This is a genomic window from Mesonia sediminis (assembly GCF_042684705.1).
Taxonomy (GTDB): domain Bacteria; phylum Bacteroidota; class Bacteroidia; order Flavobacteriales; family Flavobacteriaceae; genus Mesonia; species Mesonia sediminis.
This window is the reverse complement of record NZ_JBHULZ010000014.1, coordinates 13,867-28,887: the sequence shown is the minus strand read 5'-3', so window position 1 is coordinate 28,887 and position 15,021 is coordinate 13,867. Positions and strand designations below refer to the sequence as shown.

General features: G+C 36.7%; 14 protein-coding genes. 8 read left to right on the top strand and 6 right to left on the bottom strand.

Annotation, left to right across the window (positions count from 1 at the left end; genetic code table 11):
* Positions 1–30: 30 nt before the first annotated feature.
* The 6 genes from ACFSQ0_RS02740 to ACFSQ0_RS02715 all read right to left on the bottom strand — a co-directional run bounded on the left by ACFSQ0_RS02740 (position 31) and on the right by ACFSQ0_RS02715 (position 6,505).
* Positions 31–828: an OmpH family outer membrane protein gene (locus ACFSQ0_RS02740; RefSeq protein ID WP_379043783.1), complete on the bottom strand. Its 798-nt coding sequence runs from the start codon at positions 826–828 to the stop codon at positions 31–33.
* A gap of 33 nt (positions 829–861) precedes the next feature.
* Positions 862–3,423 (bottom strand): BamA/OMP85 family outer membrane protein, encoded by a 2,562-nt coding sequence (locus tag ACFSQ0_RS02735; protein WP_379043780.1) that lies wholly within the window; start codon positions 3,421–3,423, stop codon positions 862–864.
* Positions 3,424–3,430: 7 nt separating this feature from the next.
* Positions 3,431–4,171 carry an isoprenyl transferase gene (locus ACFSQ0_RS02730; RefSeq protein WP_379043777.1) on the bottom strand — a complete coding sequence of 247 codons (741 nt, stop codon included), beginning with the start codon at positions 4,169–4,171 and terminating at the stop codon, positions 3,431–3,433.
* On the bottom strand, positions 4,171–4,860 hold the full coding sequence (gene porG / locus ACFSQ0_RS02725) for a type IX secretion system protein PorG (RefSeq protein ID WP_379043774.1): 690 nt from the start codon (positions 4,858–4,860) through the stop codon (positions 4,171–4,173). The genes ACFSQ0_RS02730 and porG overlap by 1 nt, the downstream gene beginning before the upstream one ends.
* 95 nt (positions 4,861–4,955) lie before the next feature.
* Positions 4,956–5,849 (bottom strand): NAD kinase, encoded by an 894-nt coding sequence (locus ACFSQ0_RS02720; protein WP_379043771.1) that lies wholly within the window; start codon positions 5,847–5,849, stop codon positions 4,956–4,958.
* On the bottom strand, positions 5,846–6,505 hold the full coding sequence (locus ACFSQ0_RS02715; RefSeq protein WP_379043768.1) for an acetoin utilization protein acuB: 660 nt from the start codon (positions 6,503–6,505) through the stop codon (positions 5,846–5,848). The genes ACFSQ0_RS02720 and ACFSQ0_RS02715 overlap by 4 nt, the downstream gene beginning before the upstream one ends.
* Positions 6,506–6,590: 85 nt before the next feature.
* On the opposite strand from ACFSQ0_RS02715, the gene ACFSQ0_RS02710 reads away from it, so the two are divergent.
* The 8 genes from ACFSQ0_RS02710 to clpX all read left to right on the top strand — a co-directional run bounded on the left by ACFSQ0_RS02710 (position 6,591) and on the right by clpX (position 14,903).
* Complete coding sequence (locus ACFSQ0_RS02710; RefSeq protein ID WP_379043765.1) at positions 6,591–7,304, top strand: pyridoxine 5'-phosphate synthase; 714 nt, start codon at positions 6,591–6,593, stop codon at positions 7,302–7,304.
* Positions 7,301–8,065, top strand: coding sequence for an alpha/beta fold hydrolase (locus ACFSQ0_RS02705; RefSeq protein ID WP_379043762.1), 765 nt, complete (start codon positions 7,301–7,303; stop codon positions 8,063–8,065). The genes ACFSQ0_RS02710 and ACFSQ0_RS02705 overlap by 4 nt, the downstream gene beginning before the upstream one ends.
* Before the next feature lie 103 nt (positions 8,066–8,168).
* A complete protein-coding gene (locus ACFSQ0_RS02700; RefSeq protein WP_379043759.1) occupies positions 8,169–9,428 on the top strand; it encodes an OmpP1/FadL family transporter in 1,260 nt (419 codons plus the stop codon).
* A 4-nt stretch (positions 9,429–9,432) separates the two neighbouring features.
* Positions 9,433–10,998 carry a G-D-S-L family lipolytic protein gene (locus ACFSQ0_RS02695; RefSeq protein ID WP_379043756.1) on the top strand — a complete coding sequence of 522 codons (1,566 nt, stop codon included), beginning with the start codon at positions 9,433–9,435 and terminating at the stop codon, positions 10,996–10,998.
* Positions 10,999–11,073: 75 nt separating this feature from the next.
* On the top strand, positions 11,074–11,412 hold the full coding sequence (locus ACFSQ0_RS02690) for a phage holin family protein (protein ID WP_379043754.1): 339 nt from the start codon (positions 11,074–11,076) through the stop codon (positions 11,410–11,412).
* 136 nt (positions 11,413–11,548) lie between these two features.
* Positions 11,549–12,871, top strand: coding sequence for a trigger factor (gene tig / locus ACFSQ0_RS02685; RefSeq protein WP_379043751.1), 1,323 nt, complete (start codon positions 11,549–11,551; stop codon positions 12,869–12,871).
* A 102-nt stretch (positions 12,872–12,973) separates the two neighbouring features.
* A complete protein-coding gene (gene clpP / locus ACFSQ0_RS02680) occupies positions 12,974–13,657 on the top strand; it encodes an ATP-dependent Clp endopeptidase proteolytic subunit ClpP (RefSeq protein ID WP_379043748.1) in 684 nt (227 codons plus the stop codon).
* A gap of 10 nt (positions 13,658–13,667) precedes the next feature.
* Positions 13,668–14,903 carry an ATP-dependent Clp protease ATP-binding subunit ClpX gene (gene clpX / locus ACFSQ0_RS02675; protein WP_379043746.1) on the top strand — a complete coding sequence of 412 codons (1,236 nt, stop codon included), beginning with the start codon at positions 13,668–13,670 and terminating at the stop codon, positions 14,901–14,903.
* The last annotated feature ends 118 nt before the right edge of the window (positions 14,904–15,021 follow it).

The following is a 15,021-nucleotide window of genomic DNA, read 5'->3' as shown; positions in this document are numbered from 1 at the left end:
GGGTTATTTAATTTTTGCCTTTCGGCGGATTTATTCTTTGTTGTTTCTTACTCGGTCTAAACTATCTCTTCTTCGCTGTCTATCTTCTAATAGTTTTTGTCTTCTTGCTTCGAATGCTGCTTGCCTAGCCGCTCGTGCAGAATCTCTAGCTCTTTCACGATCTTTAATCAGGTTTTCTCTTTCTTTCTCTCGCGTTAAGCGATCTCTTTCTCGTTGAGCTTCTTCTGCCTTATCTTCTTTTGCTTTTTCAACAGATTTATACGTGTCTTCTGCAATATCTGCACCTTTATTTTCCCTGCGTTCTGTACGACTCTGTCTGTCAATCATTTTAAGAATTTGATCGCTGATGTCGTGACGGTCAGCCGAAAATAGCATTAATGCATCTGAAGACCGTTCAAAAATATAATCAAAATCTCTTTTAATCGCATACTCCTGTACAGCGTTAAAGACTTGATCTTGCACGGGTTGAATAAGCTGTCTTTTCTGAGTTATAAAATCACCTTGAGGGCCAAATCTTTTTTGTTGATATGCCACCACTTGTTGAACCTCATAATCGATTTCGTCTTCGCGCTCTTCAATCAATTCTTTGGTTAATAAAGGGCTTTCCTGTTTTAAAGCCTGCTTCATTTGTTCAACTTGGTTAAGTTTTTGCTCCACCTCGGCTCTCCATTTTTGAACTTTTGCATCCAATTGGTTGTTTGCCTCTTGATATTCTGGAACATTCTCTAGAATATAATCCATATCAATATAGGCAATTTTTAATCCGCTTTGAGCGAATAGAAAGCCTGCTTGAAGAAAGAATATAAAAAGTACTATGTTTTTTCTCATGTTATTTCAAATTTAGAAAATATCGTGCCAAAATTAAAATTGCTGTCCAATAATAAAGTGGGTTTCCCAACCGTTGGCGGCACCGTTAGTTCCTGGGATGGGATCAAAACCGTAACCAAAGTCTATTCCTAACAATCCAAAAGCAGGCATAAAAATTCGAATTCCCGCACCAGCAGATCGGTTTAATTGAAAAGGGTTGTAATCTTTAAATCCGTCATAACTCGAACCTCCTTCTAAGAAGGTTAATGCATAAATAGATGCTTGTGGTTTAAGTGTAATTGGGTACCTCAGCTCTAATGAAAACTTGTTGTAAATGGTAGCGCCATCTTCACGTGTAAGCCCGTCTTCTCTGTCTCTAGGTACTACCGTTTGATTACCATATCCGCGTAAAGCGATGTTTTCTCTACCATCTAGACTGTAGCCACCAAGACCGTCTCCTCCTAAGTAAAAACGCTCAAAAGGCGGTATACCTCTATCGTTGTTGTAAGCTCCTAGAAAACCAAATTCTGTTGCGGTTCTCAGCACCAATTTACCTATAAGTTTATTGTACCAGTCACCATTAAATTTTATTTTATAATACTCTAACCATCTAAACTTTTCTTGATCTATTTTGGCTACATCTGGTTGACCGTTGGGTAATTGATAGGCAGGATCATTGGCAAGGTTAGCGTAATCTGTACCGTTCCAAGCCGAATACGGCGGCGTTAATTTTGCGGTTATGCCAAATTTAGATCCTCCTGTTGGGAAAATAGGGTTGGTGTGCGTGTTATCTCGGCTCAGACCTAAAGTTATAGCTAGGTTGTCTGCTGTACCATTGGGAAAAGTAAATAATCCAATATTATAATTTTGCAAGTTGTAATGTTGGAAACTTAAGGCTACAGAGGCCACAAAAAAGTCATCTGGGACTTTAAGGTTTTTAGCTAAGCCGATAGATCCACCAGTGATTAAGAAGCTGCGATCTCTATCGGTTTCACGAGCAAAAAAGTCACGGTAAAATTGTTTGGTATGTGAAAAACTTGTAGTTAAACGGATGGGTTTTTTACCTCCTAACCATGGCTCTGAAAAAGATAAGCTGTAGGTTTGGTAGAATGACGAAGCTTGAGCTCTTAGTGAAAGGGTTTGGCCGTCTCCCATAGGTAGCGGCTTATAAGCATCTTTATCAAATATTCCTTTTAATGAAAAGTTATTAAAAGAAAGGCCTAAGGTACCTACAAAGCCACCGCCGCCATATCCTCCTTGCAGTTCTATTTGGCTTGCACCACTTTCAACCACTTTAAAGTTTAAGTCTACCGTACCATCACTCGGATTTACATCAAAATCGGGTGAAAGTTGTTCGGCATCAAAGAAACCTGTAGCTCCTAATTCTCTTACTGTTCGCACCACATCTTGCTTACTATAAACCTGTCCTGGCCGGGTTCTTATGTTTCTGTATATCACATGGTCATTGGTTTTGTCGTTCCCAGTAACCCTAATTTCATCAAAATAAGCCATTTTTCCTTCCATCACTCGGATTTCAAAATCGATAGTATCATTGTATACTCGCGTCTCTACCGGGTTAATTCTAGCAAATAAATAACCGTTATTTTGATATAAATTGGTTAAATCTGCCGCATCTGGCCTTTCTTTGTCAGCAATTTTTTTCTCTAAAAGCACACCGTTATAAACATCACCTTTGGCAATACCCAAAACAGCTTTTAATTGTTTGTCGGTGTAAACCGAGTTTCCTAAAAAGCTAATTTCACCAAAGTAATATTTATTACCCTCCTCTAATTCAAGCGTTAAAGCTACCTCTTCTTCATTCAAAATGCGCAGGCTGTCATTTACAATTCGCGCATCTCTAAAACCACTACTTTTATATTTATTAATGATTTTTTCTTTACTTTCTTTATATTCTTCGGCAATGTATTTAGACCTTTTCCAAAAGCGTAAAAAGTTCTTTTGTTTGGTTTTCATTTGGCGTCTAATCTTAGCGTCGCTAAAGATCTCATTGCCCTTAATTTCAATTTCTTTTATTTTTACTTTTTCACCTTTATTGATGCGCAGTACTAAGTTAACCTTTTCCTTGTCGTTGTCTAAACTATCTTTAATGGTGCGGGTTTGAATATTAACTTTAGCAAACAGAAAACCATCTTCGGCATATTTGTTCTCTATGCTTGCTTTCGTGGTGGCAATTAAGTTTTCGGTAACCTTTGTGCCTGGTTTTAAATCATTTTCTTTAATGATTTCCTCTCGTTTTTTCTTTTTGTCAAGACCACTGATTTTTACTTCATTCAGTTCAGGAACTTCTTTTATTTCTAGCTGTAAATCGGCAACATTATTATCAATGTTGGTCACGTACAGGTTGATGTCACTAAACAGTCCTAAATCCCAAAGCTTTTTTATTATCTCGCTTATTTTATCTCCTGGGATATAAAGTTTATCACCAGATTTAATCCCCATAAAGGCGATAACCGTTTGTTCGTTATAATTGGTGCTTCCTACAACACTTATTTTACCGATGGTATATTCTTTTCCATTAGCCAAGGCCATGTCTTGGGCCTGTGATTGCCAAACTGCAAAAAGGCAAAAACATAAAAGGTATAATTTCTTTATCATTAAAATCTTAATTGATTTGTTCACTTGTTTTTCCAAATCTTCTTTCTCTATTTTGATAGTTTAATATGGCCTCTGCTAAATGTTCTTTTCTAAAATCTGGCCATAAGACTTGTGTGAAATATAATTCTGCATAAGCTATTTGCCATAATAAGAAATTGCTTATGCGTTGCTCGCCACTAGTTCTTATTAATAAATCAACATCGGGCATAAAGTTGGTATATAGCTGATCATTAATGTCTTGCTCGGTGATTTTGTTGGGGTCTATTTTATTTTCTTGAGCCAAGAGAGCTATTTTTTTGGTTACACTGAGCAATTCTTCGCGGGATCCATAACTAAGGGCTAAAGTTAGCGTCATCATGGTGTTCTCTGCGGTTTGTTGCATTACTTCATTTAATTCTTCTTTGGCCTTTTGTGGTAAACTATCTAGGCATCCAATAGCTTTAAGTCTAATGTTATTATCTTGAAGCGTTTTGATTTCTTTCCGTAAAGAAGAAACCAGTAATTTCATTAAAGTTTTGACTTCAATTTGTGGTCTATTCCAGTTTTCTGTAGAAAAAGCGAATAAAGTAAGATTTTTAATACCTATTTTTGCGCAGGTTTCAACCGTCTCTCTTACCGATTTTGTTCCGCTTTTATGTCCAGCAACCCGCAATAATCCTTTGTTTTTTGCCCATCTCCCGTTGCCATCCATAATGATAGCGATATGCTTGGGTAATCTTTCTTTGTCTATGTTGTGAAAAAGCTCCATTAGAATTTACAATAACAAGGTTTGCGTCCAAAACTATAAGTAAGCGTTATCCCCGTAAAAACATACCAATCGTTCGAGTTGGCACTTCCGAAGCTGGGATATACATCTTCGGCATCTATTTCTTCTGGATTACTTCCGTCTAAATTATCGGTAAACGTATAGCGTGCACCAATTTCAAAAGCTAAAATCCATTTGGTAGATAGTGTTCCTTTTACCCCTAAAACCATAGGTATTGCAGAAGTGAATTTATTATCTTCTGGTATTATTTTGTTACGTCTATCTACAAACATATCTTGCGTGAACACCCCTGTAAGGCCAGTGTAAATGTACGGTGTCCACTGAGCTTCTAAGTTGTGCAAATCCCACTCCCAAAAGGTGTATTCAATACCTAAGGAAGCTTCTGTAATTTTATTTTTAAATGAGTAACCCCTTAGTTTCCTCCTTGTTTCTTTTGCGTCTGCGTCGTTGGCTTTTATTTTTGAATGAAAAAGGCTAAATCTAAAGGAGTGTCTGTTGCTTCGGTTCCATTTAAAGATACCGCCAGCTCCTAGGGTTTTGGGAGCAATATATTGGGTGTCACCTACATCACCAATATAATTGGTTGCACCGAGCATAGGACCAATTTCATAGGTTTGGGCCAAGCTTAGGCTGGTGTATAACAATATAAATGAAAAGATTAAATATCTCATAGAATCTCAAAAGTTTGCAAATATATAAATTAAGTTTGCTCTACGTTAATTTTAAGCTATTTTGTGCCTCTATGATTAACAAATTATAGGCTAGTTTATTGTTTTAAATTCCTTTTATCTTCTCCCCATAATAGTTTCTGACGCAAGGTTTTAATAAAACTGTTTTCATTGAGTAATACGATACCTATTTGAAAATCTGCTTTCTTGAGATGTATCTCGGTATCGTTATTTAACGTGGTAAGTCTCGAGTCTAATGAAATCAAAAATTGATTTTCTCGGCTTGACACTCTTAATTTTAACTCCTTGTCATCTGGTATTATTAAAGGTCGTACGTTAAGGTTATGCGGTGCTATTGGGGTGATAGAAATAGCCTTGGTTTCTGGTGTAATTATAGGGCCTCCACAGCTAAGCGAGTAGCCTGTTGAACCCGTTGGAGTAGAGATAATAAGACCATCTGCCCAATATGCGTTAAGGTATTTATCGTCCATCCAGCTTTCTACGGTAATCATAGAGGTGCTGTTTTTTCGGCTTATAGCCACTTCATTCAAAGCAAAATTCATACTAGAAAGACTGTGATTATTAGGGTATGTTGCAACACTAAGTAAATCTCTTTTAGAAACGGTGTATTCTTTTTGTTTTAAAGCCAAAATCATGGCTCTTATTTCTTCTTTTTGAATGGTTGCTAAAAAACCTAATCGGCCGGTATTTATACCTACAATGGGTATATCTAATGCTTTTACATAATGTACGCTGCGCAAAATTGTACCGTCGCCACCAATACTAAAAAATAAATCGTAGCTGCCGTCGAGCTGATTAAAAGTTTTAAATTGGGTATACTGTTTGGCAACGCTCTTATTTTGATTTATGATTTTAAGAAATTCTTCCTCTATTCGTACTTCAATATCTAGATTACTAAGCTCATCGAGTAATTCTCGTATATATTTTCCTGAGTTTTTATGGTAAAATTGTCCGTAAAGAGCTACTTTCATATATCTAAATATTTTTTAAGGTAATTTGATCTTTCTTTTATAGTTTGCGTGTGTCGGTCTTCTTGGTGTAAGCTAATAATTTGATAATCATAACGCCTATAGGCAGCTAAAACTTCGGTAATACTTTGGCTAGCTATTTTTAAAGTGATTTGTACTTTGTCTAAATCAATTTCACTTATAAAAAGGCCTAAAACTTTTTGGTTGGCTTGTTCTGCAATTTGGGTTACTTCGCTTAGGGTATAATCAGGAGCCGATTTTTCAATTACTACCAGCGCACCTTCTTGCTGCAAGAAAGGGGTAGTGCTAAAAACACTTAGCAAGTCAATGAGTTCAATATAGCCTAGGTAATTTTGATCTTTTGGATTGACAACGGGTAGCAAATTGGTTTCAAGCTTACCGAAGTAAGCTAAAATTTCTAACCAGTTCTCATTAAAATCGGCATGAACATTTTCTATGGCATATCTGTAGTCTATTAGCGATTTTGTCTCATCAAAACAACGCAGGTCATTTTCAGCAATTAATCCGATATAAACCCCATTTTCAGAAACCGGTAAGTGCGTGTAGGTAAATTCTTTAAAAATCGCCTTAAACGCTCCTACAGTTTGTGATATGGGTTGTAAACCTATGTCGTTAATTATGTATTGCGTTAGCTTCATAGCTTAATGTTTGGTGCAAATTAATTAATTTATAACACATAGATGCGTTGCAACTTTGTATTTTTGTCATCTAAAGTTAAGAAATATGACCAAACTAAGCGTAAACATAAACAAGATTGCTACTTTAAGAAACGCTCGAGGCGGAAATGTGCCTAATGTAGTCGAGGCTGCCAAGCGTATAGAGGAGTTTGGTGCGCAGGGAATTACTGTACATCCAAGACCAGATGAAAGGCATATAACCTATCAAGATGTAAGCGATCTGAGTAAAGTAGTGCAAACCGAATTTAATATCGAGGGTAACCCCAATCAAAAATTTATCGATTTGGTACTAGAAAATAAACCTACTCAAGTAACTTTAGTTCCCGATGCTGTAGATGTGCTCACCTCAAATGCCGGTTGGAACACCCAGAAACACCAAGCTTTTTTAAGCGATGTTATAAGAGTATTTAAAGACGCAGGCATAAGGACATCGATTTTTGTAGATCCTAATTCAGCTATGGTAGAATCGGCTGTTAAAACGGGAACCGATAGAATCGAATTGTATACAGAAGCTTATGCAGTAAATTACGCTAAAAACCCTAGAGCTGCTATTGCTGCTTACGCCGATTGTGCCGCAATAGGTAAGAAATTAGGTCTGGGTATTAATGCGGGTCATGATCTATCATTAGAAAACATAGCCTTTTTTAAGCAGCAAATGCCGTATCTCGATGAAGTTTCAATAGGCCATGCTTTAATTGCCGAGGCGCTTTACAGCGGATTAGAAAACGTAGTCAAATCATATTTAGAGAAACTTAAATGAAGTTACACGCAAATATTATAGGTCAGGGTGAGCCATTGCTAATTTTGCATGGTTTTTTAGGTATGGGAGACAATTGGAAAACCTTGGGTAAGCAATTTGCAGAGGAAGGTTATCAAGTGCATCTTATAGATCAAAGAAATCACGGGCGTAGTCCGCATTCAGAAGAGTTTTCTTATACCATTTTGGCGGAGGATGTGAGAAACTACTGCCGCGATCATAAGCTAGAAAAGGTTGTTTTGATGGGGCACTCTATGGGTGGTAAAACGGCTATGAAAACTGCGGTTACTTATCCAGAATTGATTAAAGATTTGGTGGTGGTTGATATTGCACCACGCTATTATGAACCGCATCATCAAACCATTTTAGCAGGATTAACGATGCTGGCTGATGCTAAATTAACCTCTAGGCAAGATGCAGATAAAAAGCTGGCAGAATTTATCGACGATTGGGCGGTTCGTCAATTTTTACTTAAAAATTTATTCCGTAAAGATAATGTCTTAAAATTGCGTGTTAACTTGCCGGTACTTAAAAGTAAAATTGAAAATGTTGGTGCGGCGCTCGAAGAAGGGGAGCGGTTTGAAGGTAGTGTTTTGTTTATTAACGGAAGCAATTCAAATTATGTTAGGTCAAAAGATAGCGATTTGATTAGAGAATATTTTCCTTATAGTCAATTGGTTACCATAAAAGACGCTGGGCATTGGATACATGCAGAAAAGCCAGATGTGTTTTACCAAGCTGTGTTGAGGTATTTAAAACGCTGATTTGTAATTTTTGCTATGCTCGCATAATAAATCATAAAAAAGTTGTAATTCTCTTATTTTGTGTTAAATTTGGGTTAATGAAAAAACTAATTCATTTTTAATTATGAAGAGAAAATTACTTTCACTTACCGTATTCTTATTTGCGGTGAGTCTAACTTATGCGGGCGGGTACCGTATTAGTACGCAAGGTCAACGCGCACTAGCTATGGGGCACACAGGTGTTGCTGTAGTGAATAGTGCGGAGTTGGCATTTTTTAATCCAGCAGGACTGGTGTATTTAGAAAATAAGCTAAATATCTCGGCTGGTGTAACTGCCGTAAATGCAAATGTAAAATGGCAAAACACCATAACGGGTCAATTTTCAGAAACAGAAAAAATTTGGAAAACACCATTTTACTTTAATGCTTCTTATGCCGTTACAGATTTTTTAAGTGTGGGGGTTAGTGTTACTACGCCATACGGTAGTTCTGTAGAATGGCCTACAGATTGGGCAGGTTCACATTTAGTTAATGATATTGAGCTTACCGCATTTTATATACAACCACTAATCTCTTTAAAATTATCAGAATATTTTAGTATTGGAGGTGGGCCTATTTATGTTACGGGAGGTGTTAACTTTAATCGAAATTTAAATAGAAATTTAACCGATGAACAGGGCAACCGCTCAAATGTAGAGGTGGATGCCTCAGGGGTTTCTAATTGGGGTTGGTCAGCTAGTTGGATGTTTAATCCAACCGATAATTTGCGTATTGGTTTTAATTATCGCTCTGAAATTATCCTAGATGCAGAGAATGGAGAGGCTACTTTTAGTAATGTGCCAGCTTCACCTTTGGCTCCAGTTGAAAACGGAACTGTTGGATTTAATGCTTCTTTACCGATGCCAGCTGAATTGACCATTGGTTTATCTTATGAATTTGCTGATAAGTGGTTGTTTGCATTTGACTATAACCGCGCATATTGGGGAGTATATGAAGATCTAACAATCGATTTTATCCCAGAAGATATTCCTACCTCAAAAAATCCAAGAAATTACAAAAACGCTTCGACATACCGTTTTGGTTTACAATATGAGGCTCTTGATAAGTTAACTTTACGTGCGGGGTATTATTATGATGAATCACCTGTTCAGCCGGGTTACTTCGCGCCTGAAACACCAAGAAATGATTCTTCAGGGTTTACTGGAGGGCTATCTTATCAAATTACAGAAAAATTAGCCATAGATGCATCTATAGCCTATTTACGTTTTGATGAGGTAGACGAAAGCTACGATCATTACCAAGAGAATGGTCAAGAAGTTCCTTTTGGAGGTACATATAAAAGTAATGCAATCCTAGCAGGATTAGGAGTAACATTTAAACTATAAAAAGATGAAAAATTATATAAAATTTGTAGCAATTGCCGCATTAGGTTTGGTGGCTTGTGAGCCAGAGTTTGATAAATCTGTAGAAGACGGCGATTTTTATAGTAGCGGAGAAGCCAATTTTGCTAAATATGTCGCTGTGGGTAATTCGCTTACCGCAGGTTATGCCGATGGTGCTCTATACAGGCAAGGTCAAAAAAACTCATTTCCTAACTTATTAGCTCAGCAACTTGAATTTGTAGGAGGTGGAGATTTTAATCAGCCTTTAACCAATGATAATCTAGGTGGAATCACCTTAAACGGTCAAACCATTGCTAGTAATCGATTAACTTTATCGCTGGTTAACGGTAATCCTTCACCGACTCCTATTGAAGGTCAGCCAACAACCGAAATCACTAATACGCTAACAGGTCCTTTTAATAATATGGGAGTTCCTGGGGCCAAATCATTTCATTTGCTAGCTAACGGGTACGGAAACCTTGCTGGTGTTTCTGCAGGGCAGGCAAACCCCTACTTTGTTCGTTTTAGATCATCAGAAAATGCTAGTGTTATAGAAGATGCTGTAGCGCAAAATCCAACTTTTTTTAGCTTATGGATCGGTAATAATGACGTGTTAAGTTACGCTACCTCTGGAGGGGTAGGTGAAAACCAGTTGGGTAACTTAGACCCTACCACTTATGGAAGCAATGATATAACAGACCCGAATGTTTTTGCAAGTGTATATGCGCAAGAAGTAGAAGCTTTAATGGCTTCGGCTAGCGCGGGAGTATTATTAAATATCCCTAACGTGACTGATACTCCATTTTTTACAACGGTTCCTTTTGCACCCTTGACACCTGCTTTGTTAGGCGATCAGCTACCAGTCTTAAATGCTACATTCGCTCAATTGAATCAGGCGTTTGCATTTTTGGGTGTTCCAGAAAGAGCTATACAATTTAACAGCGATGGGCCAAGCGGAGTCTTAGTACATGATGAGAGTATACCAAATATATCAACTCAGCTTGCTCAAGTTTTACAAGCAGGAGGTTTAGATGCAGCAACAGCTAACTTATATGCTCAGCAATTTGGTCAGGTTAGACAATCAAATGAAAACGACTTATTAGTGCTTACCAGTAGCGCTGTAATTGGTAGCTTAAATGAATCGCATCTTAGTGTTTTGATGGGCTTAGGTCTTCCAAGAGAAGCTGCAGCGCAATTGGCTGTTAATGGAGTTACTTATCCGTTGCAAGATCAATATGTATTAATTCCTACAGAACAAGAAGATATTGCAAATGCTACAGCGGCTTTCAATGCCACCATTGCTGGCATTGCATCATCAAAAGGCTTGGCATTAGTTGATGTAAATGCTATTTTAAACGAAGTAGCCGATGGAGGAGTTTCTTTTGATGGTGGTTTGATAACCAGTACGTTTGCCACTGGAGGAGCTTTCTCGTTAGATGGAGTGCACCTCACTCCGAGAGGAAATGCTTTTATCGCTAATCAAATTATTTTATCTTTAAAAGAGACTTATGGCTCAGACATCCCAATGCTTAATGTGGGAGACTATAGCGGAGGTCCTGCTATCGGAGAATAAAAATATCGTTATAATTTTCATAAAAGCGTCGCATCAATAGCGACGCTTTTTTAATTTTAATCAAATCTTTATATTATGAAATTTTTACTTCGCTTATTAGTAACAGGAATTTTAGTAGTACTATTAGCTAATCTGTTACCGGGTGTGAGCACAGATTCTTATTGGACCGCCATTATTGTGGCTTTAATATTAGGTATTCTAAATTTAATCGTAAGGCCTGTTTTGGTAATTCTTACCTTACCAGTAACAATATTAACCCTAGGTTTATTTTTACTGGTAATAAATGCATTTATAATATTAATGACCGATGGTCTTATAGATGGATTTAGTGTAGATGGATTTTGGTGGGCGCTTCTGTTTAGTATTTGTTTGTCTATTTTGCAATCTATGCTCGATGCTTTGGTTGAAAAATAGATTTTGTTAAATGAAACATAGAAAGTCTCAAGGTTAATTCAGTGAGACTTTTTTTAATTGACTTAAAAAAATAAAAACTTGGTTGGCAGGCAAATAAATTGTAATTTTGCCAACCAAATTTTCACAAAAAACAACCATGAATATCACAAGAGAAAATATTGATGAGCTTAATGCAGTGGTAAAGGTAGAAATCAAAAAAGATGATTACCAGCCTAAAGTAGAAAAGATATTAAAAGATTATAGAAAATCGGCTAATATTCCTGGGTTTAGGAAAGGGCACGTGCCTATGGGCTTAGTTAAAAAGCAATACGGTAAAGCTGTTCTTGTAGATGAGGTAAATAAATTGCTTCAAGAATCATTGAATAATTACTTGAATGAGGAGAAATTAGAGGTTTTAGGTAATCCGCTTCCAAAAGCTCAAGATAATTTTGATTGGGATAAAGAAGATTATGCTTTTGAATTTGAATTAGGTTTAGCACCAAAATTTGATGTGAACCTTAATACTAAAAACAAGGTAACTCACTATAAAATAGTGGCAAATGAAGAAATGATAGATAACCAAGTGAAAACCATACAAAAACAGTATGGTAAATTGGTTTCGAAGAATGAAGTTGAAGAAGGAGATCTTGTTGCAGGAACTTTTAAAAGTGAAGACGGTGAAATAGAAAACACGACTACGCTGCCTGTTGAAAAAATTAAAGGAAAGCGCAATACAGCAAAATTTATTGGGGCAAAAGTAGGTGATCAATTAAGTTTAAAATCGAAAAACTTATTTGAAAATACAGAAGATTTGACAGAATTTTTAGCAGTGGATGCTGAAACTGCAGAAGACCTAGATGTAGAGTTGAGTTTTGAAATTACCGAGGTGAACAAACAGGAACCAGCTGAACTAGACCAAGAGTTGTTTGACAAGCTTTTCGGGAAAGATCAGGTGAAATCGGTGACAGAATTGAAAGAAAAGATCAAAGAAGATGCTGAGAATCAATTCGAGCAGCAAAGCGATCAGCAGTTGCTTAATGATGTGACTGAAAAATTGATCGAGGAAACTAAATTTGAGTTGCCTGGTGAATTTTTACAGAAGTGGATCATGACCAGTGGAGAGAAAGAATTATCTGCTGAGGAAGCAAAAGAAGAATACGACAAGAGTGAAAAAGGAATTCGTTTTCAATTGATTGAAGCTAAGATTATTAATGATAATGATTTGAAGGTTGAGTTAGAGGAAATTAAAGACCTTACCAAAGACAGAATCAAAATGCAGATGGCTCAATTTGGTCAAATGAATCCTTCAGACAAAGACTTAGAAGATATTACTGCTCGTGTTTTAGCTAATCAAGATGAGGTTAAGAAATTATCAGAACAAGTTTTAAATAAAAAGTTGCTCGATACTTATAAAGAAAAAGCTAACTTGGAAGAAAAGGAGCTAAGCTATGAAGATTTTGTTAAAGAGGTTTACAACTAATTTAAAACAAGAATAAATAGTATATTTAAGGCGTTAAATCTCTCTCGAGGTTAACGCCTTTTGTAATAATAATCTGATTTATTTCAGTAAAAAAGAGAATCTATGGATTTTGGAAAAGAATTTAAAAAATTTGCATTAAAAGATCAAGGTATTAATAGTAACTACTACGATAAAATAGTGAGTGCTGTTACTCCGCCTACAGGCATGACACCCAATATTATTGAAGAAAGACAAATGAATGCGGTGGCTATGGATGTTTTCTCGCGTTTGATGATGGACCGAATTATCTTCTTAGGCACGGGGATTAATGACCAAATCGCTAATATTGTTCAAGCTCAGATGCTTTTTTTAGAAAGTGCAGACGCTAACAAAGATATTCAGATCTATATCAATTCGCCAGGGGGTAGCGTATATGCAGGCTTAGGAATTTATGACACCATGCAATTTATTAAGCCAGATATCGCCACTATTTGTACAGGAATGGCAGCATCGATGGGAGCCGTTCTACTGTGTGCAGGAGCTGCGGGAAAACGCAGTGGATTACCTCATTCACGCGTGATGATTCACCAACCATTAGGAGGGGTGCAAGGTCAAGCTAGTGATATAGAAATTACCGCTAAAGAAATCTTAACTTTGAAAGAAGAGTTATATAATATTATTGCCAAACACAGTGGGCAATCCTATGAGAAGGTTTACCAAGATAGCGATAGAGATTACTGGATGAAAGCTGATAAGGCAAAGGAGTACGGAATGATTGATGAAATTTTAACTAGAGAAGATAAATAAAGCATAATTTATGGCTAAAGATAACCTAGAATGTTCGTTTTGCGGAAGGAAAAAACCAGAAACCAATTTATTGATTGCTGGTCTAGATGCACATATTTGTGATAGATGTATAGAACAAGCCCATGGTATTGTAATTGAAGAAGCTAAGCAGGAAGGCCAGCAAGAGCTAGCGAACGAGCTAGAATTGAAAAAACCCAAATCAATTAAAGAGTTCATAGATGACTATGTAATCGGTCAAGAATATACAAAGAAAGTACTCTCTGTGGCAGTTTATAATCATTATAAGCGTTTGCTTCAGCCTAAAAGTGAGCAAGATGATATCGAAATAGAAAAGAGTAACATTATTATGGTTGGGCAGACAGGAACCGGTAAAACCTTAATTGCCAAAACCATTGCTCGCATGTTGAATGTGCCTTTAGCAATTGTTGACGCAACCGTGCTTACAGAGGCTGGTTATGTAGGAGAGGATGTTGAAAGTATTTTAACGCGATTACTTCAAGCGGCCGACTATAATTTAGAGAAAGCCCAGCAGGGTATTGTGTTTATAGATGAAATAGATAAGATTGCACGCAAAAGCGATAATCCATCTATAACGCGTGATGTTAGTGGTGAAGGTGTTCAGCAGGCACTTTTAAAGTTGCTAGAAGGTACAACAGTTAACGTTCCACCTAAAGGCGGAAGAAAACATCCAGATCAAAAATTTATCGAAGTTGATACCAGTAATATTTTGTTTATAGCAGGTGGGGCTTTTGATGGTATAGAGAAGAAAATATCAAAACGCTTGAATCTACAAGCGGTTGGTTATAGTGCTTCTCGAACAGAAGATTTAATTGAGAAAGAAAATATGCTTAAGTATATTATCCCGAAAGATTTAAAAGACTTTGGCTTAATTCCAGAAATCATAGGGAGATTACCAGTTCTTACGCATATGAATCCACTTGATAAAGAAACTTTGCGCAGTATTTTAACCGAACCTAAAAACTCTTTAGTTAAACAGTATACCAAATTGTTTGCTATGGATGGAATCGCATTTAGCATCACCGAGGGAGCTTTAGATTATATTGTTGAAAAAGCCATAGAGTACAAACTTGGAGCGCGTGGCTTACGCTCTTTATGCGAAGCCATTCTTACAGATGCTATGTTTGAATTACCAGAAAGCGGTGAGACCGAGTTTAAGGTGACTAAAAGCTATGCCGAAAAGGCCTTACAAAAATCTACTATAAAGAAACTGAAGGCAGTTTCATAATTAGGGCTTTTATGTGGTAAAACCTTTAGTTTGTTTTTATACATTAGTAATGCTTTTAAAAAAACCTATTCTATTTGGATAGGTTTTTTTGGCTTTAATGGGTTGTATAAAAAAGTAG

Coding starts and splice junctions, on each gene's coding strand:
- ACFSQ0_RS02710 (WP_379043765.1), top strand. CDS start 6,591: ATGACCAAACTAAGCGTAAACATAAACAAGATTGCTACTTTAAGAAAC.
- clpX (WP_379043746.1), top strand. CDS start 13,668: ATGGCTAAAGATAACCTAGAATGTTCGTTTTGCGGAAGGAAAAAACCA.
- ACFSQ0_RS02700 (WP_379043759.1), top strand. CDS start 8,169: ATGAAGAGAAAATTACTTTCACTTACCGTATTCTTATTTGCGGTGAGT.
- tig (WP_379043751.1), top strand. CDS start 11,549: ATGAATATCACAAGAGAAAATATTGATGAGCTTAATGCAGTGGTAAAG.
- porG (WP_379043774.1), bottom strand. CDS start 4,860: ATGAGATATTTAATCTTTTCATTTATATTGTTATACACCAGCCTAAGC.
- ACFSQ0_RS02730 (WP_379043777.1), bottom strand. CDS start 4,171: ATGGAGCTTTTTCACAACATAGACAAAGAAAGATTACCCAAGCATATC.
- ACFSQ0_RS02735 (WP_379043780.1), bottom strand. CDS start 3,423: ATGATAAAGAAATTATACCTTTTATGTTTTTGCCTTTTTGCAGTTTGG.
- ACFSQ0_RS02695 (WP_379043756.1), top strand. CDS start 9,433: ATGAAAAATTATATAAAATTTGTAGCAATTGCCGCATTAGGTTTGGTG.
- ACFSQ0_RS02720 (WP_379043771.1), bottom strand. CDS start 5,849: ATGAAAGTAGCTCTTTACGGACAATTTTACCATAAAAACTCAGGAAAA.
- clpP (WP_379043748.1), top strand. CDS start 12,974: ATGGATTTTGGAAAAGAATTTAAAAAATTTGCATTAAAAGATCAAGGT.
- ACFSQ0_RS02705 (WP_379043762.1), top strand. CDS start 7,301: ATGAAGTTACACGCAAATATTATAGGTCAGGGTGAGCCATTGCTAATT.
- ACFSQ0_RS02690 (WP_379043754.1), top strand. CDS start 11,074: ATGAAATTTTTACTTCGCTTATTAGTAACAGGAATTTTAGTAGTACTA.
- ACFSQ0_RS02740 (WP_379043783.1), bottom strand. CDS start 828: ATGAGAAAAAACATAGTACTTTTTATATTCTTTCTTCAAGCAGGCTTT.
- ACFSQ0_RS02715 (WP_379043768.1), bottom strand. CDS start 6,505: ATGAAGCTAACGCAATACATAATTAACGACATAGGTTTACAACCCATA.